Source organism: Pseudarthrobacter sp. MOO14, from assembly GCF_058267675.1.
This window is the reverse complement of sequence record NZ_CM177849.1, coordinates 390361-415633: the sequence shown is the minus strand read 5'-3', so window position 1 is coordinate 415633 and position 25273 is coordinate 390361. Positions and strand designations below refer to the sequence as shown.

Below are 25273 nucleotides of genomic sequence, written 5' to 3'. Positions count from 1 at the left end.
GAGGCTAGCGCGCCAGCAGGGCATCGAGAGTGACAAAACCGTAGCCAGCGGCCCTGATGCGGTCGATGACCCGGGGGAGGGCGTCCGCGTCGAGCGTGGTGCCGTCGTCGGGGTTTGAACCGATGTGCATCAGGACGATCTCCCCGGGCTGCAGCCCGGCCTGGACACGGTCGGCCACCGACTGGACGCTGGCGCCGCCACTGGTTCCTTTCCACCCCAAAGTGTCCACCGTCCATCGAACAGCCACATATCCCAGGGCGTTGACGGCCGCGATGGTCCGCGCATCACGGTCCCCGTAGGGGAACCGGAACAGGGGCCTGGGGTCGGCGCCCGCGGCCAGGATGGCCTGTTCTGCACTTCGCACCTCGTTGACGATGGCGTCCCCTGCCAGCCCGGTGAACCCTGGATGCGTCATGGAATGGTTTGCCACCCGGTGCCCGGCTGCGGCAATCTGTGCCACTCCCTGCAGGTTGCTGGCAGCCCAGTTTCCGGTCAGGAAGAAAGTGCCGGCAACGCCCTTGGCCGCGAGGGTGGACAGGATTCCAGCCAGCCCTGCCGCGTTGGCTCCGGCATCGAAGGTGAGTGCGACGTTGGGGCCTGCCCCGGGAACGACTGTGAGGTCCTGGCCGCGGAGGGCTTCGGGAAACTCCGGGAGCGGGGGAGCCGGGGGTGCCGGGGGTGCCGGGGGTGCCACCGGTTCATCCGGTACCTCGGAGGGCCCGGCCGGCGGGATCGTGGCTGGAGGTTCCACCGGTGTCCCGCCCGCTTCGGGCGTGTCCGTTTCTGCCGGCGGCGCAGTGCCGGGGGCAGCATCCGCGCTGGCTGATGCGGACCGGATGGGTTGGGTTGCGGTCGGGGCGTCAGACGCCCCCGGCGGGGTGGGCAGGGGCGGGCCGGCCGCCGGTGCCGGGCGAAACAGGGCCAGGGCGACGGCGAGGACCACCAACGCGCCGGCGATCGCCAGGGCGAGCGTCCGTCGTCGTACGTCATCCGCCGGCACTTGCCTCACCCGCCCGGCACGCCGGTGGCTGTTGGCGCCGTCGCCGTCGCCGTCAGGAGGCCTTGGAATCGGCGGTGCTGGCCTCCGGGGTGTGAACCACCAGGACCGGGCAGTGGGCATGGGCGACGACGGCGGAGCTCACCGAGCCCAGGAGCAGGCCGCCGAACCCGCCGTGCCCGCGGCGCCCCACCACGACCATGTCAGCCTCGCGGCTGGCGTCGATCAGCGCCTCCCGCGGATGGCTCCGGACCAGCGTGGCGGTGACGTTCGACGGCGTGTCGGCGCCGAAGGCCTGCGTCACGGCGCCGTCGAGGACTGCTTTAGCGCCTTCCTCGAAGCCTTCCACGCCCATCATCACGTAGCCGGTATACACCTGGGGGTAGTCCCAGCAGGCTACCGCCTGGACTTTGGCGCCCAACGGGACAGCCATCCGCTGGGCCTGGCGGAGGGCTTCAACGGACGCCTCCGATCCGTCGACGCCCACCACGATGTTGGTTATCGGTGCCCCGGCAACGCTCATGTCTGCTCCTTCATCGGACCCGGCTGGTCACGCCCATCATCGTTCGCCCCGGCGGCCGGGAGGTAGGGGCGAAGGTCACTGCGCCGGCCCCACGCTTTGGGGCCCGCCCGCCGGCGGCGGCCCGGCCGCGGCGGGTGGAAGGCCCGCCGGGGGAGCGGCCGGGGCCAAGCCGGGCTCACCGGCACCTTGGTCCAGCCGGAAGGGCGGGTACTCGTCACGCATCAGTGAGGTGTACACCAGGACCCTGTAGATCCAGCGGTCCACGCCGAGGATGAAATCGAACAATGGACGCTGGTAGCGGCCGGTGAACAACAGGATGACCGCCGCAATCAGCACCAGCAGGCCCAGGAGGGACAGGCCCGATCCGCGTTCATACGTGCCACCGATGATGTCGTTCCCTGCCTCCCACCGCCACACGGCGCCCGTGGTGCCCGCGAATGCGGCCACGAGGAGAAGATGCGGGATGGCCAGGAGCCACCATTTCACCAGGACCAGGCCGCGGGAGAGCCGCTCAGGGTAGTCCACGTCGAAGTCGGCAGGATAGTTGGTGCGCCTCAGCGTGAAAGGCGGGTAGAGATCGGTGCCGACGGCGGCGTAGGCGTAGAAGGCCACCCGCCAGTTCCAGCGCATCACGCCGACGTTGAAATCGAACAGTGCCCGCGGGTAGTGGCCGGTGAACAGGATGGCGAATCCTGCCACGATCGTGGTGATGACGAAGGCGAACCAGAGGAAGAACAGCAGGATGAAGTGTGGAATGGCCAGGAACCACTTGACCAGCCACAACCAGCGGGAGAGGCCTGGATCCAGTTCGCCGACCAGCCTCGCCGGGTAGCCCGTGGGGGGAACAGGTACCGGAGCGAAGGCTTGTGGTTCATGGAATGCCCCGTACGGCGCCGGTGTGCCGGGTACTGCTGGTCCGACGGCCTGGCCGGGCCCGGCCATGGCCATCGCCGGGCCTGCGGTTGCCGGTGCTCCCACCGGCGGGCCGCCCCTTGGGGGTCCTGCGTGCCGCCCCAGCCCAGCCGCGCCGACAATGATCAGGGGTATCCCGATCAGCAGGGCAATAATCCCGGCCACCAGCAGGGCCGTGGCCGCCGGACGGAAGAGGTCTGAGTGGAAGCCCGCCTGCAGTTGGACGTCCACGCCGGAGGAGGCGTCAGCGTTCATCACCACGATTTCCCAGGCCCCCGGTGCCAGGTTCCAGGTGAGTTCCTGCTGGCCGGAGCCGGAAACCGAGGCGCTCCAGATGCCTTGGTCCGCCGGCGGTGTGGCAGGACTGGTCCCGGGAACATCACGGTAATCGGCCCGGAACGGCCGCTGGGAGACGTTGAGCAGTTCGGAGTGGTGCACGCCGGCCAGGTACTTTTCGACGTCGGCCTGCGGTGCGATGCCAATGAAGACCGCCTTGCCCGGCGTCTCGGATTCTGCCCGCAGCCGCAGGGTACCAATGTCAAAGGGAAGCCGGCCGGGCACTTCCTGCCCCATGGTGTCGCCGCGTGGGGAAGTCAGGGCGAAGGAGTTCACCGAGAACCGTGACGTACCGGACGTGAGGAATCCGTCTCCCTGGATCGACCCCACCGCGGAAGCCACGGCGCCTCCCGCCAGTGCTGCAAGGCCCGGGAGTGCCAGCAGGATCCCAAGGATCAGCATGATGATTGCGGCGGGTTTTTTCATGGCGCCGGACCTTCCGGGTGGGGTCATGGACAGGTGGGGAAGAAGACCTGCAGGCTCTGCGGCTAGATGGTGTCCTTCATGGCCTGGGTCCGGGTAATGATGGTGGGGCAAGGAAGGTGCTTCAGCACGCCATGGGCGGTGGAACCAAGGAGCAGGCGCTTGAAGGCGCCCCGTCCGCGGCTGCCCACCACCAGGAGGCGGGCCCCTGCGGCGGCGTCGACCAGGGCGTCCACCGGGCCCTTGTCCGATACAAGGCGCTGGTGCACCGTCAGGTCGGGGTAGTCTTCCTTGAGCCCCGCGACGGTTTCGGAGAGGACAACGCGTTCCTCATCGACGATCAGGTCAGCGAGGGCGCCGGGTGTCAGGCCGGCATCGACGACCGGATTCGGGACGTTAACGGCGTAGACGACCGTGAGTTCGTCGCCATTGCGGTCTGCTTCGGCAGCGGCGAACGCGACAGCCTGGGTCGATTCCGCCGACCCATCCACGCCCACCACGACGCCCGTCCTGCCCTCAAGGTCCTGGGTTCCGATAACGGCGACCGGGACTTTCGCCGCGGTGGCAACCTGGAGCGCCCGGTCGGCCAGGGTGCCGCCGAGGTGTCCGCTCCCGGAGCCGATGACCATCATGGAGGCCTTCTTGGAGTATTTGGCCAACGATCCGCCCACGCTCCCGGTGAGCATTTCCGTGGCGGGCGTGATCGGGACGGATCCTTCAAGGCGCGCGGCGGCGGTCTTCAGGAGTTCCTCGCCAGCGTGCTGCAGGGTCCCGAACCAGGGGTAGGGCTCGGCGATCCACCGGTCATCGACGACGTGGAGGATCACCAGGGGCAGCTTGGCGTCGTGTGCACGACGGGCAGCCCACAAGACTGCGGCCTGGCTTTGTGCTGAATCGTTGGTGCCCACGGCGATGGGTTTCTGGGATGACATGGCCGCACTTCCTGCTTGTCGTGAAAGGGTCTTCCTGCCCTTCAAGACTGGCCCCCGCCCCACCGGCACTCTAGGGCCTAAAGTCACCGAAGCAGGCGTGCAGGAGGGCCGCTAGGCCGAAGGTGCCGGTGGATCGCCGGCCGTTGCTTTGCGTCCGGACAGCGTCCTGTAGATGGTCCATCCGACGGCGGCCAGCGGGACTGCGAGCAGCGCCCCGACCACGCCGGCCAAGGTGGCCCCGGCCGTCAGCGCCAGGATGATGACCAGCCCGTGGATCCGCAGGACCCGGCCCATGAAGACAGGCTGCAGGATGTGGTGTTCGAACTGGTTGGCAGCCACCAGGATGATCAGCACGATGAGCGCCGGTACCGGCCCGTTTTCCACCAGGGCTACCAGTACGGCGAGGCTGCCGGCGGTGGTTGCCCCGATGATCGGAATGAACCCGCCCAGGAAGACCACGGCGGCCAGCGGCACGGCCAGGGGGACCCGAAGGATGAGCAGCCCCACCAGCACCAGGATCGCATCGATAGCGGCAATGATGAGGGTGCCCCGGACGTAGCCGCCGAGCACCAGGAGGCTGCGTTCCGCGGCCAACTGTGCTTTTCCTTGATGGTTGCCGGGAAGGAACCCGATCAGGAACGACCGGATCCTCTCGCCGTCCTTGAGGAAGAAGAAAAGGATGACGGCCGTCAGGACCGTGCCGGCAGCTATCTCCCCGGCGGTCCTGAGTCCGGTCAGCGCATCGGCTCCCAGGGTTCCGCCGGCAAGGAACTTCTGGAATTCGTTGCGGGCCGCGTCGATTTGCGCGCCGGTCAGTGCGACGGGTCCCGTGGTGATGAATTGCTGCAGTTGGCCAATCCCTGCTTCCGCCCGTGCTGCCAGAACCGGGGCCTGCTGGCGGACCAGTGCAACGATGCCGCCCACCACTCCGGCCGCGACGGCGATGATCACCAGGAAGGATGACAGCACGGCCAGCGACCGGGGGAACCCGCGGGCGGCGAGCCACCGCACGGCGGGAGCCATTGCCGACGCCAGGATCAGGGCGACCAGCACGGGTACGGTCACCAGCGGAACCCGGGTGGCGGCCACCACGGCCACCCAGGCGAGCGCCAGCAGCGAGAGCGCCTGGACGGCCCTGATGCTGGCCCTGCCCAAACCATCCGCCCAGAGCGCTGACATCCTTGCCGCGGGGGACTGGGGCCGGGACGGTTCTGCCCCGTGACTGTCCGGGGATACATTGCTGCGTTCCATCGGTTCTCCTTGCTTGCGGTCAACGCCCGGCCCACGACATGATGCACCTTGGTTACCTTGTACCCCGCGTCCCCCTCAAAGTCGAAACAAGCGCACGTGTTGACTGGGGCCGCCTGTTCACAGGCATGACGTTTACTCAGTAACCTTATTGTTCCCCGACCGGGCAACCCGAAAGGCGCCAGATCCATGGATTCCAAAGAATTGCTCCTTGAGTCCTTTGGCCGCCTCCCGGGCCTGGTCCGGCAGGTGCTCGACGGGCTCGACGAGGAACAGCTCCAGCACCGCCCCTCCGGCCGCGGCAACTCCATCGCCTGGCTGGTGTGGCACCTGGGGAGGGTGGAGGATGCGCAGGTCGCCTCCGCCTCGGAGTTGGAACAGGTCTGGACGTCGGAAGGCTTCGTGTCGCGTTTTGGCCTCCCGCTGGCGGAAGGCGACACGGGCTATGGCCACTCCAGCGGCCAGGTGGATGCTGTCCGGGCATCCGGTGAGCTCCTGCTTGAGTACTGTGAAGCAGTCCACCGGCAGACCACGAAGGTCCTCGAAAGCCTGGAAGAACAGGACCTGGACCGCGTGGCGGACTGGCGCTGGGATCCGCCGGTGACCCTTGGGGTGCGGCTTGTCAGCATTCTGGGGGACTGCCTCCAGCATGCCGGCCAGGCGGCCTATGCCAAGGGGCTGGATGATGCAGGGGCCAGCGGCGGCAGGGCCTGAAACTCTCCGTGCAGGAGGGGCGGGCGGCACCACGGCGATAGGGTTAACCCATGACGGCAGCAGCTGAATCCACGGTCACCTTCGACGGCCGCTTCGCCCGTGAACTGGCGGAACTTGCCGTTCCCTGGCAGGCCGAGGAAGCTCCGGATCCCGAACTCCTGGTCCTGAATGAAAAGCTCGCAGCAGGCCTGGGCCTTGACCCGCAATACCTCCACGGTCCCGAAGGGGTGCGCCTCCTCGTGGGCAACCACGTTCCCGCCGGTGCCACCCCGGTGGCGCAGGCTTACGCGGGCCACCAGTTCGGCGGCTACTCCCCATTGCTCGGCGACGGACGCGCGCTCCTGCTGGGGGAAGTCACGGACCGCGCCGGCCGCCTGCTGGACATCCACCTCAAAGGCTCGGGGCGCACCCCCTTCGCCCGCGCCGGGGACGGCCGGGCCGTCGTCGGGCCAATGCTGCGCGAGTACGTTGTCAGTGAGGCCATGCACGCCCTGGGTATTCCCACCACGCGCTCCCTCGCCGTCGTGGCGACGGGGCGGCAGGTCCGGCGCGAGGGCATGCTGCCCGGTGCTGTCCTGGCACGGGTGGCCAGCAGCCACTTGAGGGTTGGGAGTTTCCAGTACGCACGGGCCACGGAGAACATGGACCTGCTCAAGCGGCTGGCTGACCACGCCATCAGCAGGCACTATCCGGACGCTGCAGTCGCCCCAAACCCCTATCTGGCACTGTTTGCGTCCGTCTGTTCCGCCCAGGCCGGGCTGGTGGCCCGGTGGATGCTGGCGGGATTCGTGCACGGGGTCATGAATACGGACAACATGACCATCTCAGGGGAAACCATTGATTACGGCCCGTGTGCGTTCCTGGATGCCTTCGATCCCGCCGCCGTGTTCAGTTCCATCGATGTCAGTGGCCGTTACGCCTACGCCAACCAGCCAGTCGTTGCCGAATGGAACCTTGCCCGCCTTGCCGAGGCAATGCTGCCGCTCGTTGACGAAGACGAGGACAAGGCTGTTGCTGCAGCGGTGGAGGTGCTCGGTGGATTCCGTGGACAGTACAGCACGGCGTGGACGGGCGGCATGAAAACCAAACTGGGTCTTGCCGCTGGAAACGCCAGCGACGACGCCTTGTCCAGCCTTATTGACGATGTGGTGGCCATCCTCAAGGACGGCCCGGTGGATTACACCCTGTTCTTCCGTAACCTTGGCAGGGCGGCCCGCGGCGACCTGCGCCCGGTGCGCGGCATGGTGATGGATTTGGCCGGCTTCGACGCCTGGTCGGAGCGGTGGTTGGCGCTGCAACCCGACGCAGGGCTGATGGACAGCGTCAACCCGGCGTACATTCCACGGAACCATCTGGTGGAGGAAGCCCTCGCCGCCGGCACGGAGGGAGATCCTGCCCCGTTGCAGCGCCTGCTTCAGGCCGTGACCGATCCTTTCACCGAGCGGGCCGGGCTGGAACGCTACATGGACGGTGCCCCGGCGGACTTCGGGACCTATACGACCTTTTGCGGGACCTGATCCGACGACAACAGGAGGGTGCCAACCGGAGACCCGGCTGCCACCCTCCTGTTGGGAGCAGGCTTTACTGCGCGAAGACTAGGCGACGCGGACCACTGAGTAGCCGCTGAGCCAGCTGATGGAGTGCACCTGCGTGGTGTAGCCGTTGACGCCGCCACTCACAACCTGGCCGTTGCCGGCGTAAACGCCCACGTGGCCCGAGGTGATGATGAGGTCGCCGGGTGCCGGGCTCCCGACCACGCTGCCGTACTGGAAGAACTGCGTGGGAGCCAGGTCGCCGACGCTCTTGCCGACGGAGCGCAGGGCCTTTTCAACCATGGCGGTGCAGTCCTGGCTCACGCCGACCTGGCCGTAGGCGGAGGCCAGGATGGCAGCACCGGTCCCGCTGCCGGTGGTGGACGCCACCGGCGTTGCTGATGCGTAGGACATGTTCATGCCGGTGTTCGCCGGTGCGGTGGCGGCTGCCGCCTGGACGGGGGCCGCTGCCGGCGCCGGGGCAGGTGCTGCCACGTAGCCGGCGCCGGGGATCTGGATCTGGTCACCGGGGTAGATGATGGACGACAATCCCAGGCCGTTGGCAGCCAGGACGTCATTGAGGCTGACACCGTACGCGGCCGAAATCGCGCCGAGGGTGTCCCCGGAAACGACGGTGTGGACGGTTGCTGCCGCGGCTGCCGGAGCAGTTGCAGGAGCTGCGGCGGCCTGGACGCTGGCCTGCTCAGTGGTGTCCGCGCCCGTCACGCCCGCATGGGCCGGGGCGCCGACGCCGAACGCGATGCCGGACGCGGCGGCAACAGCGAGGGCCGGACGGCCAAACGAACGGGCCTGTGATTTGGCCGTCACGGCGAGTCCCTCGAGCGCAATGGAGCGGGCCGGGGTCGCGCGGTGGCGGGCAGTGCTGAGATTCTTTGACACGATTGATCGCCTCTCCCATGCCTGCGGGGTGAGCTGTCGGGTTCGGGTTGGAGATACCCGGCCGAACATATCTCCGCGGTGGGCGGAGGAGCTGTCCGACTTAACCCCAAGACCTGAAAGGTCGTGGAAACTTGGTTCCCCCGTCCCTGCCAGCATGAATGCGGTTGAATCCCGGTATCAGCGGCAGGGCTCGGCAAACTGATGGGAGTGTCCCGTTTGGGGAGGGACACCAGAAGACCATAACCCGCCGACCCTCCCATTGTCACGTTTAGATAACATGCGAGGTTCTTCTCTCGTATTCAACCAACGATTGGATGGGTCCGATCCACCCACGCCGGGCTCCCGCCGGTCCGGCACCGGACCAAACGGGTAACAAAGCAGGCACGGCCGCCTTTCCGCTCCGGCGTGCCGCCGGTATGCTTCGGGACTATGCCCCTGTTCGTGACCATGCCCACGTCCCCACTGGTGGGGGGACTGCTCGCCATCGCAGTGGCAGCGGCCACGGTCCTGCCTGCCACGGCAGACGAGCCTGCACCTCCCGGTGGGTATCCGTCCTGGGCTGACGTGCAGCAGGCGCAGTCTTCCGAGGCAGCGAAAGCGGCAGAGATCACCACCATCAATGGGCTCCTGGACGGCCTCCAGACCCAGGCTGAAGCCGCCGGCAACACGGCGGTCCGGGCAGCGGCCGACTACGCCGCAGCCGACGCCGGGCTGCAAGCGGCATCGGTAAGGCTGGATTCATTGTCCGCCCAGGCTGCCCGCGCCAACGACGAACTGGCCCGGCATCGCAAGGAAATCGGAGCGCTTGCCGTCCAGGCGTACAAGACGGGCGGGACCAATACCGGATTCTTCGTGGCCCTTGATGCCCTGCGGAACAACAGCGTCCAAGGGCTCAACCTCGTCCAGCTGGTGGGCGACAAGACTGCTGCTCTGGTGGAGAAAGCTGCGGCTGCCGGAAAAGTTGCCGCATCCCTGGCAGAGCAGGAAAAAGTGGCCCGCACTGAGCGGGAACGACTGTCCGGGGAAGCAAAAGCCAAACTGGACGCAGCCCGCTCCGCCCAGGACGCGCTTGCCCGGCAGGTAAATGACGAACAGCAGCACAGCACCGAACTGACCGCCCAGCTGGCCTCGCTGAAGGGAACGACGGCGGCACTTGAGGGGGAGTATCGCCAGGGCCAGGCGGCGCTGGCTGCCTATGAAGCGGCCCAGGAGGCCAAGCGCGCCGCTGCGGCGGAGCAGGCCCGCCGGCAGGCCGAAGCCGCGGCGCAGGCTGCCGCGGCCGCAGCCCGGCAGCCCAAACCCGCGGCTGCAGCTCCGGCCGGCAACGCGGCGGTACCGGCCCCGCCGGCCGACCCGGTTCCCGGCAGTCCGCCGCAGCCTGCCGTGCCCGGCCCGCCGCCCGTCGTCGTTCCCTCCGTCCCGGGCGGTGCCGTCAATGATCCTGCCGGCGCCAAGGCCTATGCCTCGGGACGCCTGGGTGCCCTCGGCTGGGGCGCCGACCAGTTCCAGTGCCTGTCCCAGCTGTGGACCAAGGAATCCGGCTGGCTGACCACGGCCACGAATGCCTCATCCGGGGCCCATGGCATAGCCCAGGCCCTGCCGCCGGGAAAGTACGCCAGCGCCGGAAGCGACTGGCTGACGAGTTACCGGACGCAGATTGACTGGGGGCTCGGCTACATCCGCGACCGCTACGGGTCCCCGTGCGGCGCCTGGAGCCATTCCGTCGCCCTGAACTGGTACTGACTGACGCGCTAGGCTTTCCGCATGCCAGATTTCGGACGGTTCAGGGTGCTGCTCGAAGAGGAGCGGGCCCGGAGGTTGGCCCTGTTGCCGGCGCTGCGGGCTGATATCGACGCGGCCAACGCGGCCCGGCAGGACTCCAACGTCGATGACGAACATGATCCCGAGGGCGCCACGATCGCCTTCGAACTGTCGCAGGCGTCGGCATTGTTGAAGCAGAGTTCAGCCGGGCTGGACCAGGTGGAGGCAGCCCTGGAGCGGCTGGCCAACGGCACCTATGGAACCTGTGCGGTCTGCGGCGAGCCCATCGCGGCCGGCAGGCTCGAGGCGCGGCCTTGGACCCCATTCTGTATCCTTCATGCCTCTGCGGGGCGGGGGCGGTGACCGAGGTGCCCGACGTCGCGGCTGCTGCTGAATTTATCGACCGGACCCTTCGGAACGAGGGTGCCTGGTACCGGGCCGACGAGGTGGGCTACCGGCTGGGCGGAGCCCTGGCCTCCTACGGGTCTTCGATCGGCGCAGTCCGCGGCACAGTCCGGGACGCCCTTCGGAAGTTCAAGGACATGGGCCATGACACCACGGTCATGCTGGCCTCCGCCCTGTGGGGCCAGCCGAAACCAGGCTCGCAGCCGGTCTTCGAACGCCGGCTGGCCGCCGTTGTCCTGCTGCAAACAAAGGTGCAGGTGCTGCGGCATTCGGACCTCACCCGGCTGGAGGGCTTTCTCCGCTCGGCCCAGGCGGCAGAGCTGGCCGGGCCTTTGGTCTCCGACGTCCTGGTGCCCTTGCTGGCCGGCTTGGACCACCGAGACCGCCAGCGGGCCGCGGCTGTCCTGGCGCGCTGGCGCGAAGACCCTGAATCCCAACTTCAAACGGCAGCACGCCTCCTGGAGAAAGAGTTGACGCAATGACCTGCAGGCCACAGAGGAGAGCCCATGAATGAAGCGTTTGACCTGGAACGATTCGTCGCCGCCCAAGACAGTGGGGGAACCTACCGAAGCGCGCTTGGCGAATTGCAGCTCGGCAACAAGACCGGGCACTGGATGTGGTTCATTTTCCCCCAAGTTGCCGGGCTGGGGCAGAGCGCCACGTCGCGGACTTACGCCATCTCGTCCCTGGCAGAGGCACGGGCCTACCTGGACCACCCCGTCCTGGGCCCGCGCCTTCTTGAGTGTGCCTTGGCTCTCACCACGCATTCCGGCCGTTCGGCGTCGGACATCCTTGGCGGAATCGATACGCAGAAGCTCCGTTCGTCCATGACACTGTTTCTCCGGGCTGCGCCCGGAGAAACAGTGTTCAAGACGGTCCTGGCCCAATTTTTTGATGGCGAGCCGGATCCTGCCACGGATGAGCTCCTGGCCGGCCAGGAGGCCGCCGAATAACCGGAGGGCCCGCCGTGTTGGGCGGCCGGGAGCCTAGGGCGTGGGGCTGCCGCCGTTGACATTCAGTGTCTCGCCGACCACGTAGCTGGACTCGGGTGAGGCCAGGAAGACGTAGGCGGGGGCCAGTTCAGCGGGCTGGCCGGCGCGGCCCAGGGGAGTGGATTGGCCGAACTCGGGCAATTCTTCCTTGGGCTGGCCGCTGCTGACCTGCAGCGGAGTCCAGATGGGCCCGGGCGCCACCGCGTTGACCCGGATTCCCTTGGGCGCAAGCTGTTGAGCCAGGCCCTTGGTGAAGTTGTTGATGCTGGCCTTGGTGGTGGCATAGTCCACCAGGGTCGGCGACGGGTTGTAGGCCTGGATGGACGTGGTGTTGATGATGGTGGAGCCGGCGGGCATGTGCGGCACGGCAGCCTTCGTGACCCAGAACATGGCGTAGACGTTGGTCTTGAGCGTGTGGTCGAACTGCTCATCCGATATGTCCTGCAGATCCTCCTGTGCAACCTGCTTTCCGGCGTTGTTGACCAGGACGTCAACCCCGCCCAGCACTGCCACGGCAGTATCCACCAGTTCGCGGCACGCTGCGGAATCCTTCAGGTCGCCCGGCACCTTGACCGCCTTCCGGCCTGCGGCCTCAATGATCCCGGCGATGCGCGCGGCGTCTTCCTCTTCCTGCGGCAAGTAGGAAAGGACGACGTCGGCGCCTTCCCTGGCGAAGGCGATGGCCGTCGCGGCGCCGATCCCGGAGTCCGCGCCGGTAACGATGGCCCGGCGGCCTTCCAGCCGGCCGGTGCCGCGGTAGGTTTCCTCACCCAGGTCGGCCTTGGGCTCCAGGTCGGCGTCCAGGCCCGGTTCGGGCTGGTGCTGCTTGGGCGGGGAGATCTTTTCGTAGGCGGTCACGGGATTGCGGAAGGTGTACTGGTCAGTCATGGTGGTCCTCCTGTTCGGGTGGGACGCGGGCCCGTTGGCGGCCCGGGACATGAAGCAGCCGGCAATTGCGGAAAGGTAACCAACAAAAACTAAGCTTGCTTACTGTTCCAGCCTAGGCAAATCCGGCCGCCATGCCAAGCGGCTCACCGCGGGACCTCCACCAGCCGGACCCCGGCAAGGGCGCCATCGTCGAGTACCGCCTCCATATAGGTGCAAACCGGCTGGCGCCGGCGGTCCGTAGGCGACCCGGGGTTCAGCAGCCGAAGCCCGCGCGGTGACACCGTGTCCCAGGGGATGTGGCTGTGGCCGAAGACCAGCACATCGGCGTCCGGGTACAGCGCTTCGCACCGGAGCTCGCGTCCTGTGGCCGGCCCGGTCTCATGGACCATGGCAAAGCGGACCCCATCCAGGGTGGCAGCTGCCGTTTCCGGCAGGCGCCGGCGCAGTTCGGGACCGTCGTTGTTGCCGTAGACGGCCAGCAGCCGCTTGCTCCGGCGTTCGAATTCGTCCAGCAGGGCTGCCTCCACCCAGTCGCCGGCGTGGAAAACCACATCGGCATTCTCGACGGCGGACCACACCTGCACCGGCAGGTCCCTGGCGCGTTTTGGTACGTGGGTGTCGGCGAGCAGGACGAGGTTCAGCGGCATACCGGAAATCCTGCCATGCGGCACTGTTCCGGTGCGCCCGCGGGTCGTACCCTTGGGTCGTGGAGGTGATTGCCATGGAGGCAGCCCAAGGCGACCGGATCGTGGTGCGCGGCAGGAACGTGGGGTCCGCGGACCGGCACGGGGTGATCCTGGAGGTGCGCGGCCAAGGCGGCGGCCCGCCCTACCTGGTCCGGTTCGACGACGGCCACGAAACAGTCATGTACCCGGGCGGTGATTTCGCCGTCGACCACGTGCAGGGCACCTGACGTCCCGCCGCTTCACCTGTCAAACTGGGGCAATGGACCATTACCCGCCCTCCAGCCTGTCCTCCACTCCGCCGCCGCGGACCGGCCCCCGCGATCCGGGCGACGCCTGGGTGGAAGGTGACCGCGGCCGGTTCTGGGGCAGGTTCGGAGCGGCCGGGGTTCTGGCCTGGGATCCCGCCAGGGGAGTCCTGCTGCAGCACCGCGCGGTATGGAGTCACAACGGCGGAACCTGGGGCCTGCCCGGCGGGGCCCTGCACCAGGGCGAAGAGCCGGTTGACGGCGCCCTCCGGGAGGCCTACGAGGAAGCGTCGGTTCCGCCCGGCAACGTCGACGTTCTCTTTACCTCCGTGCTGGACCATGGCTACTGGTCCTACACCACCGTGGTGGTCCGTGTGCGGGAGTCCTTTGAACCGGTCATCAGCGATCCGGAGAGCATTGCCCTGCTCTGGGTTCCGGTGGCTGAAGTCCACGGCATGGAACTCCACCCCGGCTTCGCAGCAGCCTGGCCGAACCTGATGGCACAACTGGACGCCGGGGAATCCTGGTAAACGGCGGCGTTGCAGCCGGGCCTAGTAGCCTTCGCCGTACTCGGCGGTCACCAGGATGGGCAGGTGGTCTGAATTGCCGCGCGGAAGGGTTTCCACGCTGGCGATATCCAGCCCCAGGGAGGTGGCGAAGTCGAAATGGCCCTTGAAAACCTTGTACCGGGTGTAGGTGCGCCGGTTGCTCAAGGAGAGGGCATAGCCGGAGTTCTTCATGTGCATATCCAGGTTCTTGGTGAAGAACGGATAATTGAAGTCGCCCACCATCAGCGTCATCAGGCCTTTGCCCATGCTGAGCAGTTCCGCGTGGGCCGCGTGGATCTGCTTTCGCCGCAATGAGTTCGACGCCGTCAGGGGTGCTGCGTGGAACGAGCCGATCACCAGTTCGTGTTCGGTCTGGTTGTCCATGACCCGCGTGCCGATCAGCCGCTCATGGGCCGGAGCAAGGACCCTGTCGTGCATCGATTTCTTCAACGCGAAGGACTGCGTGTCCAGGGCCGTGAACCTGCTGGTCCGGTAGTAGATGGCCAGGCCCAGCCTGTTGCCCTTGGTGGCATCCGCCAGATGGAGGGGGCCCAGGGTCTCCGGGAGGTCGCTGGAATCCACCTCCTGGAGGCACAGCGCATCGACGTCGTGATTCCGTGCCAGGGCGAGAAGTTCGCCGCTTGCGGCATGCTTGCGGAGGTTGTAGCTGATGACGCGCATGAAACACCTCTTTTGAGGGTTGCTGACAGGACCAGTTCCTGAGTGTAGTCCGCTTGGCTGTGGTACCCGCCAACATTTCGTTGCCTGCCGCGTCGCGGCGCACTCACTGGCGATAGGGTTAGTGGCAATTCACTGAACTTTGCTTAAGGGGCCAGCTTTGACTGCAGACCTGCCTGAACTCGCCGAGGGCAACTTCTATTACCAGGAACTGGGCGGGGGCCGGTTCCGGTCAACCATCCATGCCCAGGGTGCCTGGAACACCCACGAGCAGCACATGGCGCCGGCCTCGGGCCTGATGGCTGACCTCCTGGAACGGCACCAGCCGCGCGACGACATGCGGATGGCCCGGATCAGCTACGAGATCCTGGGACTGATCCCCGGTGGCGACTTCCGGATCGAGACCACCACGCTGCGGCCAGGCAGGACCATTGAACTTGTGCAGGCCGAACTGGTGGCCGGCGGCCGGACCGCCATCCGTGCCACGGCGTGGCGCATGCTGACCAGCGACACCAGCCCCATAGCGGAGGTCGAAGACACGGCCATACCCGGCCCGGACGAATGCAAGCCGTACGATGGTTCGGCGGTCTGGCCGGGAGGCTACATCCGTTCCCTGGAAATGCGGGTGGCTGAGGGGCACCGCCCCGGCGCCGGGAAAGTGTGGCTCCGCACCGGGCACGCGCTGACCGACCGGGCCGACAGTGGCGACCTGGCGCGGCTGATGGGAATGGTGGACACGGCCAACGGAATCGCCGCCAGGGTCCCGCCCGGCAAGGACAGCTATGCCTTCCCCAACCTGGACCTGCAGATCCACATGTACCGCCGGCCGCAAGGGGAGTGGCTGGGGCTGGACAACGCCGTTTCCTTCGGCTCCGACGGGATTGGGCTCACGTCCACGGTGCTGCACGACCGGGAGGGACCTTTCGGCCGGGCGGAGCAAATCCTCACCCTGCGCAGGACCTGACGCCGCCGGGGCCTTTCCGGCCCCGGAAACCGGCCGTCCAGCTATGGTGCCGGAATGTATCGCTGAGTATCGTTGTGTATCGTTCGCGATTGACGAAGGAGTGCATCATGCGTGGTTCAAACCCTGCAGGCGGGTTCGGCGGGAACAACCTGGACGGAATGTGGCAAGCGGTCGAAGAGTTTCGCTCCAGGTTCGAGAAACGGGCTGGAACCCGGGCCGGGAAAGGCGAGGTCCGGGCGGCGATTCTGGCGCTGCTCGCTGAGCAGCCCATGCACGGTTACCAGGTCATCCACGAGATTGAGGAGCGCAGCGGCGGCAGCTGGAAGCCGAGCGCAGGGTCCGTCTACCCCACCTTGCAGCTCCTGGCAGATGAAGGGTCCATCAGGGCCGAGGAATCCAACGGCAGGAAGATCTACTCGCTGACCGATGCCGGCCGCGAAGAGGCGGCTGACTTGCACGGGTCCGCGCCCTGGGATCCCGCGGCCGCCACCTTCGGAACCGGCGGCGCCTCCCTTCCGAAGGCCGGGATTGAGCTGGCCCAGGCCGCGGCGCAGGTGGGCAGGACCGGTTCACCGGACCAGGTGCAGCAGGCAGTGGCGGTGCTCGACGAGGCCCGCCGGCGGCTGTACGCCATCCTCGCGCAGGACTGACCCGGGTGGCGCTGACCGTCCGGGACCGGGCCGACCCGGCGTCGCCCATGCGGGAACACCGCGGCCGGTACCGGCGGATCCTCCGGTTTGCCGCCTGGCATCTTGCCACCACGTGGTGGTTCGAACTGCTGCTGCCCAGGGTGGGGCTGGGCAGCATCTCCGGGCGGACACGGTCCCGCCGGATGCAGAACTTTGCACGCCGGTTCCACGACCTGGCCATCGACCTCGGCGGCCTGATGATCAAGGTGGGGCAATTCCTGTCCTCCCGGCTCGACGTCCTCCCGCCCGAAATCACCAAAGAACTCGAAGGGCTTCAGGACGAGGTGCCGCCCGTGGCCTTCCCGCTGATCGCCGCCCTGGCAGAGCGTGAACTGGGTGCCCCCGTGGGCCGGGTCTACGCCAGCGTGGACGAATCCGCGATTGCGGCTGCCTCCCTGGGCCAGGCCCACCGCGCCCGCCTGAATCTCCTGGACGCCGAAGATACGGGCCTGGACGCCGTCGTCATGAAGGTACAGCGTCCGGGCATCGGCGCGATCGTCGACGTCGACCTCGCCGCCCTTCGGAAGGTGGCCGGCTGGCTCAGCCATGTCCGCCTCGTCTCCCGCCGCGCGGACATGCCGGCGCTGGTGGAGGAATTCGCCCAGATCAGCCTGCAGGAGATTGACTACCTGCACGAGGCCGTCAACGCCGAACGCTTCGCCGCAGACTTTGCCGGCGACGCCAGGGTAGCAGTGCCGGAAGTCGTCTGGGAGCGCACCACCCGCCGCGTACTCACGCTCGAGGACGTCACGGCCATCAAAATCACCGATGCGGGAGCGCTCCGGACCGCCGGCATCGATCCCGCCGCGGTGGCCCCCGTTTTCGCGTCCATCATGTTCGACCAGCTGTTCACCAACGGGTTCTTCCATGCCGACCCGCATCCGGGCAACATCTTCGTCACGCCTGTCCCTGCGGGGACGGGGGGACCTGGCTGGAAGCTGACGTTCATCGACTTCGGCATGATGGGGGAGGTCACGGCTTCCACGCGCAGCGGCCTGCGGAAGCTCCTGATCGCTGCGGCCGCGCGCGACGGCAAGGGACTCGTGGCGGCGATCAACGACGTCGGCGTGCTGATGCCGTCGGCGGACAGCGCAGGACTGGAACGGGCCATGACCCAGCTTTTCGCCCGCTTCGGCGGCATGGGCTTTGCCGAACTCCGCGAGGTGGACCCCCGCGAGTTCCGCGACTTCGCGGTGGAATTCGGTGACGTGGTCCGCTCGCTGCCATTCCAGCTGCCGGAGAACTTCCTCCTGATCATCCGCGCCATGTCCCTGACGTCAGGGGTATGCAGCGCCCTGGATGAGCGCTTCAACCTCTGGGACTCCGTGGAACCCTACGCCGCGCAGCTGCTGCGGAACGAACGCGGCAACGTGGTCCAGGACGTGGCCCGGCAGGCCCTCGATGCCGCCGCTACCGCCTTCCGCCTGCCCGGCAGGCTGGACGCCCTGGCCGGCCGGCTCGAGGAAGGATCGCTTGAGGTCGCAGTCCCGCGGCTGGAGCGGCAGGCTGCCCGGCTGGAAAGGGCGGCGCGGCGCTCCGGTTCGGCCCTGGTGTTCGGTGCGCTGCTGGTGGCGGGCGCCATCGTCCGCTCTGACGACCTGGTTTTCGGCAACGTCCTGATGGCCGTTTCTGCGGTTCCCTTGATGCACGCACTGTGGGCAGGGCGCCGGGGCCGTTAAGGCCCGTGCCGTCGTCGGGCGTAACCTAGGGGAGGCCCGTCCGCCGGCGGCCATTGACCCCAGGGAGTTCAGCAACAATGCACCACACCGGTACCGACGCCCGCCCGCTGACTGTGGTGCGGCAGGACGTGTCCCTCGGCGCGGGACGTGACCTCGAATTCGGGCTGGAGCTGCTGGCCAGGGCCAGGTCAGGCAGCCTCGGTCCCACCCTGCGCCTGTACCGGCCCGCTCCCACCGTCGCCTTCGGGCAACGGGACACCCGGTTGCCCGGATTTGATGCGGCCGCACGGGCCTGCCTGGCCAACGGATTTGAGCCCTTGGTCCGCAGGGCCGGGGGACGGGCCGCCGCCTACCACCAGGGGACCTTGGTGGTGGACCACATCGAACCGGACGCCGACGCAGTAGCCGGGTCCAAAGCCCGGTTCGCCTATTTCGGTGAGCTCTTTGCCCAGGCCCTGCGACGCGTCGGGGTCCAGGCCGCGGTAGGGGAAATTCCCGGCGAATACTGCCCCGGCGAGTTCAGTGTGCACGGAACCGATGCGGCCGACAGCTCCCGCCGCGTGAAGCTGGTCGGCACCGCCCAACGGGTGGTTTCCGGTGGCTGGCTGTTCAGCTCGGTGATTGTGGTGGAGGATTCAGGCCCGATCCGGAAGGTGCTCACGGACAGCTATGCCGCCCTCGGCCTGGACTGGGACCCGTCCACGGCCGGCGCCGCCGACGACCTGGTACCCGGGCTGGATGTGGCGGCCGTGGAGCATGCCCTCCTGGAAACGTATGCGGGCCACGCCACCCTGGAAACTGCTTCCTTCAGCAGCCTGGGGGCGTGACCCGCATCGGTTTCTTCGGCGCGAAGCCGGCTGTCTCCTGCCGCTTAGGCAGCGAGCCTGCTTTGGACCTCAGCAGCTGACGGGTTGGTGGCAGCGGAGCCGTCCGGGAACAGGACGGTGGGAACGGTGCGGTTGCCGCCATTCAGTTTCTCCACGAGTTCGGCGGTGCCGTCCACCTCTTCGATGTTGATTTCCGTGTAGCCGATGCCCTTTGCGTCCAGCTGCTTCTTCAGCCGGTTGCAGTAGCCGCACCAAGTAGTGGAAAACATGGTGATGGTGCCGGATTCGGGAGTGAAGTCCACGCGGATCTCCTAAACGTCGCTTGAAAGGTTTCCTTACGGTCAACGGTAGCGTGGCCGCCGGTATTCCCGGACTTTGCGGGGCGGCGGGGCGGCAGCATGACAGTATGTGGCGACGGTGGCATGCTGGTCCCATGTGTGGACGCTACGTAATGGCACGCGCCGTGGGGGACCTGCTGGCCGAGTTCGACGCCGAGTTGGAGGATGAGGTCAGCATCCCGCCGTCGTGGAATGTAGCGCCAACGGACGCGGTCCCCATCGTCCTGGAGCGGTTGGTGGAGGATGCCGCAGGGGCCCGGCAGGTACGGCAGTTGCATGTGGCCCGCTGGGGCCTGGTCCCGTCCTGGGCCAAGGATCCCGGGATCGGGTCGCGCATGATCAACGCCCGCAGCGAATCGGTGCTGGAGAAGCCTGCGTTCAGGAAGGCCGTGAAGTCACGCCGCTGCGCAGTCCCCGCCGACGGGTACTACGAATGGAAGCAAGGGCCCGGGAAGTCCAAGCAGCCCTATTATGTGCACCCCGGTGAGGACCACGGGCTGGTATTCGCCGGCCTTTACGAGTGGTGGAAGGACCCGTCCATTCCGGAAGGGGAACCAGGGCGCTGGCTGCTGTCCACTTCCATCCTCACGGCTGACACCCCACCGCCCGGGACTGAATCCACCATCTTCGGGAAGCTGACGGAACTGCACGACCGCGTGCCCCTGCCCATGGACAAGGCCACCACGCAGGCTTGGCTGGACCCGCAGGCTGACGACGCAGCCGCCCTTGTGGACATGGTGCGGGCCGGGGTCAAGGAAGCGGCCGCCGACTGGCACGTGGAGTCCGTGGGCAAGGACGTGGGGAACGTCCGCAACAACGGACCGGACCTGATCCGCCCTGTGGAGGCACTGTTCTAGCAGCCACTGCCCAGGGTGCGGACGCCGTCACACGGTGACCGTGCCGGCGTCGTCCACGGTCCACGTGGGGTTGTAGGCGACTTCCCAGCGGAAGCCGTCAGGATCCGTGAAGTACCCCGTGTAGCCGCCCCAGGGCTGGGTAACGGGTTCGGCGATGATGGCTGCCCCCGCCGCTGCGGCCTCTTCCATGACCCGGTCCACGTCCCCGGCGCTGGCGAGGTTATGGCTGAGGGTGATGCAGGGAACCCCGTCCGGCGGGCTGACGCCTGCCTCCGCCTGCATCTGCCGGGCGTCCCAGAGGGAGAGCACCAGCCCGTGGTTCACCTGGATGAACAGCACCTCCCCGGCAACCTCGCGGTGGACCGGCCAGCCGAGGCCGTCGATGTAGAAGGCCCGCGACCGGTCAACGCTGCGGACGCCGAGGGAGATAAAGTCGACTCTTGGCTCCATGCTTCGATACTGTCAGATGATGGCGACAATTCAAGGAAACGATCGGGATGCCCAGGCCGACAAGGAACAGCTCGCAGCTGTCCGGGTTGCCGTCGATGAGGTGGATGACCAGATTGTCACCCTCATTGCCCGCCGCGAGCGGCTGATCCGGATCGCCGGCACCCTGAAAGGCGACGACGCCGAGGTGCGGGCCCCCGGCCGGGTGGAGCGGATCATCGAGCACGTCCGGGCCGCGGCAGAGAAAAAAGACATTGACCCGGACATCGTCGAGTCAACCTACCGGGCCATGATCTCCGCGTTCATTGAACTCGAACTGAAGATCCATAAGGAAAACAGCTAAGGAAACCCCTACAGGGCTTCCTCCACCGGAACCCCATGCTGGAATTCCCGCCCGTCCGCCTCGCTGAAGGCTGACAGGACGTGTCCTTTCCCGAGCCCGTTCAAGGCCGTGGCGGGAAAGCTCCCGGTAATGGTGTTTTCCGAGTGGGATACGCCGGACAGGTCGTAATCTTCTTCGATTCCCTGGTCCCGGTTGAACGCGTAGCAGGCAATGGCCTCCCCGTTCATGAATTCAATGCACAGCCGCCGCTGCGTTGAATAGTCCGGCGTGGCTCCCATCAAGCCCACCACGTAGGCGCCGGACTCCGGAATGGCGCCATCGATATCGAACGTGGCCACCAGGGTGGAGTCCTGGGTCTTGATGCTTGCCTGCTTCAGGAGTGCGTCATCGGTACTCATGCCATCATCCTGCTCCCTGCCGCACGGTCCGTCCACCCCCGCCTATGTTTTGCCGGCTCCCCGGCGTAGACTTGATTTATTCGAACACATATTCGAATGGAGCATTTGGGAAGAACCGTCCGGGAGGCGCGCATGGGCATGTTCAGCGAGTCCATAGACGTGGCATGTTCCCCCTCCGGGCAGCCTGAATCGTTAACGTGGGCAGGCAGGGACTATCTCGTCTGCGCCGAGCCCGTCCGGTGGTATGAACGCCGCCAGTGGTGGGCTGAAGACGCCAGGGCTCCCCTGGGGAGCGGCCCTGGCGTGGTGGACCACGAAATCTGGCGAATCCAGGTGCTTCCCGCTGCTGGGAACAATGCTTCAGAACCCCTGACCCTCGACCTCACCCGGCATGTTGGCAGCGGCCGGTGGCGGCTGCTGCGGATCCATGACGCCCTTCGCCCCAGAACAGCATGAGCTTCACCCACCTTCACGTTTCCACAGCATTCAGCGCCCATTACGGCGTCTCCTGGCCGGAGGAACTTGCACAGGCCGCCGCAAGCGACGGCGCCACTGCCCTGGCCTGCACCGACCGGGACGGCCTTTATGGCACCATCAAGCACCTCAAAGCCTGCATGGCTGCAGGCATCGACCCCATCGTGGGGGTGGACCTTGCAGTCTTCGACGACGACGGGGACCACCGCACGCAGGTAGCCGGGCGGGTGGTTGTGCTCGCCCGCGGGCACAACAATGGCGCGGGTTACCGTGCTCTATGCCGGCTGGTTTCCGATGCCCACGCCCGGACCTCCGGGAAGGCCGGGGGAACAGTGCCGGTAGCGGTCACCCGCGCCGAATTGGCCTCCCGGACCCTCGACCCGGCAACGCTCAAACCGGTGCTGACCGTGCTGATTGGACCGGATTCCGACGTCGGCAAGGCCATGGGAGGCAGGCGGTACCTCCGTCCCCGAACCCTTTTCAAACAATGGCTGGATGTCATGCCCGCGGGAACCGTCGTTGCAGAAATCGTCTCCCAGCTCAGCGCGCCCGGCTTCCCCCTCAGCACTGCCCATGCAGTCCGCATGCTCCGGCTCGCCGAAGAACACCACGTCCCCGCCATCCTCAGCAACGCGGTGCGGTATTGCGCTGCGGACGGGGCGCCAACCGCGGATGTCCTTGACTCTGCCCGGACGCTGAAGTCCCTGCCGGAGCTGGCAGGGGAACCGCTGCTCCAGCCCACAGGCCAGGGGTGGCTGAAAACCGCGGAACAGATGCTCGGCCTGGGCAAGGAAATCATTACCGCAGCAGGGTATGGGGCCGCTGACCTCAAGCAACTGATGGCCCAAACCGAGGCGCTCGCCGACCTCTGCCGGATGGACCCCACCTCGGACATGGGATGGAAGCAGCCTGTGGTGCCGGAGGCATCAGTCATTGGCATTACCCGGGATCCGCATATGGAACTCATCCAGCGGTGCCATGCCGGAATTGGCAGGCGGTTCCCGGGGATCGGCGGACACGACGAAAAAACGATGCTGGCTCGGCTTGAGCATGAGCTGGGGATCATCCGGAACCTGGGGTTCTCGTCCTACTTCCTGACTGTGGCAGAGGTATCCCGGATGATCCAGGACATGGGAGTCAGGGCGGCAGCCCGTGGGTCCGGGGCGTCCAGCCTGGTCAATTATTTGATCGAGGTAAGCCACGTAAATCCGCTGCAGCACGATCTCATCTTTGAACGGTTCCTCTCCAACGACCGTGCCACCCTGCCGGACATCGACATCGACGTTGAAAGCGCTGAACGCCACAACGTCTACCGCCAAATCTTCGAACGCTTCGGCTCAGAGCGCGTCACCCTGATGAGCATGCAAAACGGCTACCGGGCCCGCGGGGCAGTGCGCGACGCCGGGATGGCGTTGGGGATGGACGATGACGAGGTGGGGGAGATTGCCAAGCAGTTGTGGCGGTTCTCTGCCAGGAAATTCCGCGAAGCGCTGCAGGAAAAACCCGAACTCAAGGAGTTCGCCGGCCGGGTGGAGCACAAAGACGCCGACGGAAACCAGCAGCTGGACCTTCTGGTCGACCTGACGGAGCGGCTGGACCGGCTGCCCCGGCATATCTCGATGCACCCCTGCGGTGTCATCCTGGGAGACGCCACGCTCCTGGACCGCACCCCTGTCCAGCCCAGCGGCCTGGGCCTGCCCATGAGCCAGTTCGATAAACACGACATGGACCCCATGGGAATGCTCAAACTCGATGTCCTCGGCGTCAGGATGCAGAGCGCCATGGCCTTCGCGGTCCGGGAAGTGATCCGCCTGCACCCTTCCAAGGCCGAGGTGGTGGCTGCTGGCCGCCACCCGGCAGGTCCGGATGGCAGGGGACCTGACTACATCGCCGCTGACGGCCGGATCGACCTCAACGCCGTCCCCCTCGATGACGAACCGACCTATGAGCTGATCCGCAGCACCCACACCCTCGGGTGTTTCCAGATCGAATCCCCGGGCCAGCGGGAACTGATTGGAAAGCTGGCACCCCGGGAGTTCAACGACCTCATTATCGACATCTCCTTGTTCCGGCCGGGACCCATGAAATCGGACATGGTCCGTCCCTTCCTGGAACACCGCCATGGGTTCGCCCCGGAGGTGTATCCGCACCCGGACCTCAAGCCCGTTCTCCAGGAAACCCATGGAGTGACGGTCTTCCATGAGCAGATCCTCAAGACGTTCAATGTCATGACCGGTTGTGGGCTGGCCCGCGCGGACGAATTCAGGCGCGCCTTGGGCAACGAAGCGCTGGAGACTGCGGTGGAGGAATTCTTCCGCCGCGAAGCCCGTGCCCGCAATTACGCTCCTGACGTGGTGGACAAGGTCTGGGGAACCCTCAAGGCCTTTGGCAGCTTTGGTTTCTGCAAGGCCCACGGTGCCGCTTTTGCCGTGCCCACCTACCAGTCTGCCTGGCTCAAGGCCCACCATCCGGAAGCGTTCCTCGCCGGGCTCTGGGAGCATGACCCGGGAATGTATCCCAAGCGGCTGCTGGTAGCCGAAGCCCGGCGTCTTGGCATCCCCATCCTGCCCCTGGACATCAACCGCAGCCAGGCGGAGTACCGGGTGGAACGGGTGGAGGAAGGCAAGGACCAGGGAAAATTGGGTATCCGATTGAGCCTGAACGGTATTTACGGGCTCTCAGCGACGGAATTGAAGCGGATTGTCGCCGGACAGCCCTACGACTCTTTGGCGGACCTCAGGGCGCGCTCGCGGCTCAGCAAGCCCAGCATCAGGCGCCTGGCGCAGCTGGGCGCCTTCGATTCACTGCACCGTGAAGCGGGAGGCCACGCAAACCGGGCCGATCTTGTGCAACACCTCCAACAACTCCAAGCAGGCAAAGGGGCACGGAAGGGAGTTGAAGTCCTTGAAGGGCAACTTTCCCTGCCCTTGGGGGATGTTGAACTGCGAAATATCAAACCCGGACTCCCGGCACCCACCCTGGTGGAGAATGTCAGGGCCGAACTCGATCTCATGGCCGTCGATGTCAGCAGCCACCTGATGGACAGCCACCGGCCGTTACTGGACAAGCTTGGCGTCACCACTGCTGACTCACTCCTCAGCCTGCGCAACGGCACCGAGGTCCTGGTGGCAGGTGTGCGGGTGGCCACCCAGACCCCTCCCATGCGCGGCGGAAGGCGGGTTGTGTTCATCAGCATCGACGACGGTACAGGCTGCGTGGACTCAGTCTTCTTCCATGAGGCCCAGGAGAGTGCAGGGCCCCTCCTTTTTGGCACCCGTTTGCTGTTGATCCGGGGCACCACCAGAAGGACCGGACCCCGGGGCATCAGCCTGAGCGCGAGCATGGCCTGGGACCTGGCCAGGACCGCGACTTTGCCGTTCCCGGAATCAACACCGCATCCGGACTCTGACGGTCCACATCCCCTTGACGGCATCAGCAGGGCACTGGCCATCACCGGTTTCAGCGGCTGAACCAAGCCCCGGGCACCACCTGCCGCGTTGGTCGGCCCCAGTCGGAACCGATAGCATTGACGATGGC

Annotated in this window: 28 protein-coding genes and 1 riboswitch; of the genes, 16 read left to right on the top strand and 12 right to left on the bottom strand. The window is 66.6% G+C overall.

Annotation, left to right across the window (positions count from 1 at the left end; all coding sequences use genetic code 11):
- Positions 1-4: 4 nt before the first annotated feature.
- The 5 genes from AC4EEV_RS01900 to AC4EEV_RS01880 all read right to left on the bottom strand — a co-directional run bounded on the left by AC4EEV_RS01900 (position 5) and on the right by AC4EEV_RS01880 (position 5374).
- Positions 5-1000, bottom strand: a complete 996-nt coding sequence (locus AC4EEV_RS01900; RefSeq protein ID WP_491330024.1) for a polysaccharide deacetylase family protein — start codon at positions 998-1000, stop codon at positions 5-7.
- A 52-nt stretch (positions 1001-1052) separates the two neighbouring features.
- Complete coding sequence (locus AC4EEV_RS01895) at positions 1053-1520, bottom strand: universal stress protein (RefSeq protein WP_018761490.1); 468 nt, start codon at positions 1518-1520, stop codon at positions 1053-1055.
- A gap of 75 nt (positions 1521-1595) precedes the next feature.
- A complete protein-coding gene (locus tag AC4EEV_RS01890; protein ID WP_491330023.1) occupies positions 1596-3194 on the bottom strand; it encodes a DUF4389 domain-containing protein in 1599 nt (532 codons plus the stop codon).
- Between the two features lie 62 nt (positions 3195-3256).
- The gene (locus AC4EEV_RS01885) at positions 3257-4123 is read right to left on the bottom strand and encodes a universal stress protein (RefSeq protein WP_491330022.1); all 867 of its coding nucleotides are present in this window, start codon (positions 4121-4123) and stop codon (positions 3257-3259) included.
- Positions 4124-4234: 111 nt separating this feature from the next.
- On the bottom strand, positions 4235-5374 hold the full coding sequence (locus tag AC4EEV_RS01880; RefSeq protein WP_491330021.1) for an AI-2E family transporter: 1140 nt from the start codon (positions 5372-5374) through the stop codon (positions 4235-4237).
- 186 nt (positions 5375-5560) lie between these two features.
- Between AC4EEV_RS01880 and AC4EEV_RS01875 the strand changes: the two genes are divergently transcribed.
- Positions 5561-6085, top strand: coding sequence for a mycothiol transferase (locus tag AC4EEV_RS01875; RefSeq protein ID WP_491330020.1), 525 nt, complete (start codon positions 5561-5563; stop codon positions 6083-6085).
- Between the two features lie 50 nt (positions 6086-6135).
- The gene (locus AC4EEV_RS01870) at positions 6136-7602 is read left to right on the top strand and encodes a protein adenylyltransferase SelO (protein ID WP_491330019.1); all 1467 of its coding nucleotides are present in this window, start codon (positions 6136-6138) and stop codon (positions 7600-7602) included.
- 78 nt (positions 7603-7680) lie between these two features.
- On the opposite strand, the gene AC4EEV_RS01865 is transcribed toward AC4EEV_RS01870, so the two are convergent.
- On the bottom strand, positions 7681-8517 hold the full coding sequence (locus tag AC4EEV_RS01865) for a C40 family peptidase (protein ID WP_018761484.1): 837 nt from the start codon (positions 8515-8517) through the stop codon (positions 7681-7683).
- 3 nt (positions 8518-8520) lie between these two features.
- Positions 8521-8693, bottom strand: a riboswitch (cyclic di-AMP (ydaO/yuaA leader).
- Between the two features lie 253 nt (positions 8694-8946).
- Between AC4EEV_RS01865 and AC4EEV_RS01860 the strand changes: the two genes are divergently transcribed.
- From AC4EEV_RS01860 to AC4EEV_RS01845, 4 genes are read left to right on the top strand one after another with little or no spacing between them, the layout of a single operon-like run.
- A complete protein-coding gene (locus AC4EEV_RS01860; protein ID WP_491330018.1) occupies positions 8947-10260 on the top strand; it encodes a coiled-coil domain-containing protein in 1314 nt (437 codons plus the stop codon).
- 21 nt (positions 10261-10281) lie between these two features.
- On the top strand, positions 10282-10641 hold the full coding sequence (locus tag AC4EEV_RS01855) for a TraR/DksA family transcriptional regulator (RefSeq protein WP_491330017.1): 360 nt from the start codon (positions 10282-10284) through the stop codon (positions 10639-10641).
- Positions 10638-11165 carry a DNA alkylation repair protein gene (locus AC4EEV_RS01850; RefSeq protein ID WP_491330016.1) on the top strand — a complete coding sequence of 176 codons (528 nt, stop codon included), beginning with the start codon at positions 10638-10640 and terminating at the stop codon, positions 11163-11165. Before AC4EEV_RS01855 ends, AC4EEV_RS01850 begins: the two co-directional genes overlap by 4 nt.
- A gap of 24 nt (positions 11166-11189) precedes the next feature.
- Entirely contained in the window at positions 11190-11636 is a 447-nt protein-coding gene (locus AC4EEV_RS01845) for a DUF1810 domain-containing protein (RefSeq protein ID WP_491330015.1), read from the top strand.
- A 33-nt stretch (positions 11637-11669) separates the two neighbouring features.
- On the opposite strand, the gene AC4EEV_RS01840 is transcribed toward AC4EEV_RS01845, so the two are convergent.
- Positions 11670-12563: a glucose 1-dehydrogenase gene (locus AC4EEV_RS01840; RefSeq protein WP_018761479.1), complete on the bottom strand. Its 894-nt coding sequence runs from the start codon at positions 12561-12563 to the stop codon at positions 11670-11672.
- 143 nt (positions 12564-12706) lie between these two features.
- The gene (locus AC4EEV_RS01835; protein ID WP_491330014.1) at positions 12707-13210 is read right to left on the bottom strand and encodes a metallophosphoesterase family protein; all 504 of its coding nucleotides are present in this window, start codon (positions 13208-13210) and stop codon (positions 12707-12709) included.
- Between the two features lie 74 nt (positions 13211-13284).
- Between AC4EEV_RS01835 and AC4EEV_RS01830 the strand changes: the two genes are divergently transcribed.
- A complete protein-coding gene (locus AC4EEV_RS01830; RefSeq protein ID WP_491330930.1) occupies positions 13285-13476 on the top strand; it encodes a DUF1918 domain-containing protein in 192 nt (63 codons plus the stop codon).
- A gap of 32 nt (positions 13477-13508) precedes the next feature.
- Complete coding sequence (locus tag AC4EEV_RS01825; protein WP_491330013.1) at positions 13509-14024, top strand: NUDIX domain-containing protein; 516 nt, start codon at positions 13509-13511, stop codon at positions 14022-14024.
- 21 nt (positions 14025-14045) lie between these two features.
- On the opposite strand, the gene AC4EEV_RS01820 is transcribed toward AC4EEV_RS01825, so the two are convergent.
- Positions 14046-14723: an endonuclease/exonuclease/phosphatase family protein gene (locus tag AC4EEV_RS01820; protein WP_018761474.1), complete on the bottom strand. Its 678-nt coding sequence runs from the start codon at positions 14721-14723 to the stop codon at positions 14046-14048.
- 157 nt (positions 14724-14880) lie between these two features.
- Between AC4EEV_RS01820 and AC4EEV_RS01815 the strand changes: the two genes are divergently transcribed.
- The 4 genes from AC4EEV_RS01815 to AC4EEV_RS01800 all read left to right on the top strand — a co-directional run bounded on the left by AC4EEV_RS01815 (position 14881) and on the right by AC4EEV_RS01800 (position 18879).
- Positions 14881-15684, top strand: a complete 804-nt coding sequence (locus AC4EEV_RS01815; RefSeq protein ID WP_491330012.1) for a thioesterase family protein — start codon at positions 14881-14883, stop codon at positions 15682-15684.
- Between the two features lie 107 nt (positions 15685-15791).
- Complete coding sequence (locus AC4EEV_RS01810; protein WP_018761472.1) at positions 15792-16334, top strand: PadR family transcriptional regulator; 543 nt, start codon at positions 15792-15794, stop codon at positions 16332-16334.
- A gap of 47 nt (positions 16335-16381) precedes the next feature.
- On the top strand, positions 16382-18052 hold the full coding sequence (locus tag AC4EEV_RS01805) for an ABC1 kinase family protein (RefSeq protein WP_491330929.1): 1671 nt from the start codon (positions 16382-16384) through the stop codon (positions 18050-18052).
- Positions 18053-18129: 77 nt separating this feature from the next.
- A complete protein-coding gene (locus AC4EEV_RS01800; RefSeq protein ID WP_491330011.1) occupies positions 18130-18879 on the top strand; it encodes a lipoate--protein ligase family protein in 750 nt (249 codons plus the stop codon).
- Between the two features lie 44 nt (positions 18880-18923).
- Here the strand turns inward: AC4EEV_RS01800 and AC4EEV_RS01795 are convergent, their stop codons facing one another.
- A complete protein-coding gene (locus AC4EEV_RS01795; RefSeq protein WP_018761469.1) occupies positions 18924-19181 on the bottom strand; it encodes a mycoredoxin in 258 nt (85 codons plus the stop codon).
- Positions 19182-19312: 131 nt separating this feature from the next.
- Between AC4EEV_RS01795 and AC4EEV_RS01790 the strand changes: the two genes are divergently transcribed.
- A complete protein-coding gene (locus tag AC4EEV_RS01790) occupies positions 19313-20074 on the top strand; it encodes an SOS response-associated peptidase (RefSeq protein ID WP_491330010.1) in 762 nt (253 codons plus the stop codon).
- A gap of 27 nt (positions 20075-20101) precedes the next feature.
- On the opposite strand, the gene AC4EEV_RS01785 is transcribed toward AC4EEV_RS01790, so the two are convergent.
- A complete protein-coding gene (locus AC4EEV_RS01785; protein WP_491330009.1) occupies positions 20102-20524 on the bottom strand; it encodes a VOC family protein in 423 nt (140 codons plus the stop codon).
- A 16-nt stretch (positions 20525-20540) separates the two neighbouring features.
- Between AC4EEV_RS01785 and AC4EEV_RS01780 the strand changes: the two genes are divergently transcribed.
- A complete protein-coding gene (locus AC4EEV_RS01780; protein ID WP_109044521.1) occupies positions 20541-20864 on the top strand; it encodes a chorismate mutase in 324 nt (107 codons plus the stop codon).
- Positions 20865-20872: 8 nt separating this feature from the next.
- On the opposite strand, the gene AC4EEV_RS01775 is transcribed toward AC4EEV_RS01780, so the two are convergent.
- On the bottom strand, positions 20873-21262 hold the full coding sequence (locus AC4EEV_RS01775) for a hypothetical protein (RefSeq protein WP_109044522.1): 390 nt from the start codon (positions 21260-21262) through the stop codon (positions 20873-20875).
- A gap of 132 nt (positions 21263-21394) precedes the next feature.
- Between AC4EEV_RS01775 and AC4EEV_RS01770 the strand changes: the two genes are divergently transcribed.
- Positions 21395-21718 (top strand): DUF6504 family protein, encoded by a 324-nt coding sequence (locus AC4EEV_RS01770; protein WP_491330008.1) that lies wholly within the window; start codon positions 21395-21397, stop codon positions 21716-21718.
- Entirely contained in the window at positions 21715-25206 is a 3492-nt protein-coding gene (locus AC4EEV_RS01765) for a DNA polymerase III subunit alpha (protein WP_491330007.1), read from the top strand. The genes AC4EEV_RS01770 and AC4EEV_RS01765 overlap by 4 nt, the downstream gene beginning before the upstream one ends.
- Positions 25207-25273 lie beyond the last annotated feature (67 nt).

Excerpts from the sequence above, each read along its gene's own strand:
- AC4EEV_RS01895 (WP_018761490.1), bottom strand. The coding sequence starts at position 1,520 with ATGAGCGTTGCCGGGGCACCGATAACCAACATCGTGGTGGGCGTCGAC.
- AC4EEV_RS01890 (WP_491330023.1), bottom strand. The coding sequence starts at position 3,194 with ATGAAAAAACCCGCCGCAATCATCATGCTGATCCTTGGGATCCTGCTG.
- AC4EEV_RS01885 (WP_491330022.1), bottom strand. The coding sequence starts at position 4,123 with ATGTCATCCCAGAAACCCATCGCCGTGGGCACCAACGATTCAGCACAA.
- AC4EEV_RS01880 (WP_491330021.1), bottom strand. The coding sequence starts at position 5,374 with ATGGAACGCAGCAATGTATCCCCGGACAGTCACGGGGCAGAACCGTCC.
- AC4EEV_RS01875 (WP_491330020.1), top strand. The coding sequence starts at position 5,561 with ATGGATTCCAAAGAATTGCTCCTTGAGTCCTTTGGCCGCCTCCCGGGC.
- AC4EEV_RS01870 (WP_491330019.1), top strand. The coding sequence starts at position 6,136 with ATGACGGCAGCAGCTGAATCCACGGTCACCTTCGACGGCCGCTTCGCC.
- AC4EEV_RS01860 (WP_491330018.1), top strand. The coding sequence starts at position 8,947 with ATGCCCCTGTTCGTGACCATGCCCACGTCCCCACTGGTGGGGGGACTG.
- AC4EEV_RS01855 (WP_491330017.1), top strand. The coding sequence starts at position 10,282 with ATGCCAGATTTCGGACGGTTCAGGGTGCTGCTCGAAGAGGAGCGGGCC.
- AC4EEV_RS01845 (WP_491330015.1), top strand. The coding sequence starts at position 11,190 with ATGAATGAAGCGTTTGACCTGGAACGATTCGTCGCCGCCCAAGACAGT.
- AC4EEV_RS01840 (WP_018761479.1), bottom strand. The coding sequence starts at position 12,563 with ATGACTGACCAGTACACCTTCCGCAATCCCGTGACCGCCTACGAAAAG.
- AC4EEV_RS01835 (WP_491330014.1), bottom strand. The coding sequence starts at position 13,210 with ATGCCGCTGAACCTCGTCCTGCTCGCCGACACCCACGTACCAAAACGC.
- AC4EEV_RS01830 (WP_491330930.1), top strand. The coding sequence starts at position 13,285 with ATGGAGGCAGCCCAAGGCGACCGGATCGTGGTGCGCGGCAGGAACGTG.
- AC4EEV_RS01825 (WP_491330013.1), top strand. The coding sequence starts at position 13,509 with ATGGACCATTACCCGCCCTCCAGCCTGTCCTCCACTCCGCCGCCGCGG.
- AC4EEV_RS01820 (WP_018761474.1), bottom strand. The coding sequence starts at position 14,723 with ATGCGCGTCATCAGCTACAACCTCCGCAAGCATGCCGCAAGCGGCGAA.
- AC4EEV_RS01810 (WP_018761472.1), top strand. The coding sequence starts at position 15,792 with ATGCGTGGTTCAAACCCTGCAGGCGGGTTCGGCGGGAACAACCTGGAC.
- AC4EEV_RS01805 (WP_491330929.1), top strand. The coding sequence starts at position 16,382 with ATGCGGGAACACCGCGGCCGGTACCGGCGGATCCTCCGGTTTGCCGCC.
- AC4EEV_RS01800 (WP_491330011.1), top strand. The coding sequence starts at position 18,130 with ATGCACCACACCGGTACCGACGCCCGCCCGCTGACTGTGGTGCGGCAG.
- AC4EEV_RS01790 (WP_491330010.1), top strand. The coding sequence starts at position 19,313 with ATGTGTGGACGCTACGTAATGGCACGCGCCGTGGGGGACCTGCTGGCC.
- AC4EEV_RS01785 (WP_491330009.1), bottom strand. The coding sequence starts at position 20,524 with ATGGAGCCAAGAGTCGACTTTATCTCCCTCGGCGTCCGCAGCGTTGAC.
- AC4EEV_RS01780 (WP_109044521.1), top strand. The coding sequence starts at position 20,541 with ATGATGGCGACAATTCAAGGAAACGATCGGGATGCCCAGGCCGACAAG.
- AC4EEV_RS01775 (WP_109044522.1), bottom strand. The coding sequence starts at position 21,262 with ATGAGTACCGATGACGCACTCCTGAAGCAGGCAAGCATCAAGACCCAG.
- AC4EEV_RS01770 (WP_491330008.1), top strand. The coding sequence starts at position 21,395 with ATGGGCATGTTCAGCGAGTCCATAGACGTGGCATGTTCCCCCTCCGGG.
- AC4EEV_RS01765 (WP_491330007.1), top strand. The coding sequence starts at position 21,715 with ATGAGCTTCACCCACCTTCACGTTTCCACAGCATTCAGCGCCCATTAC.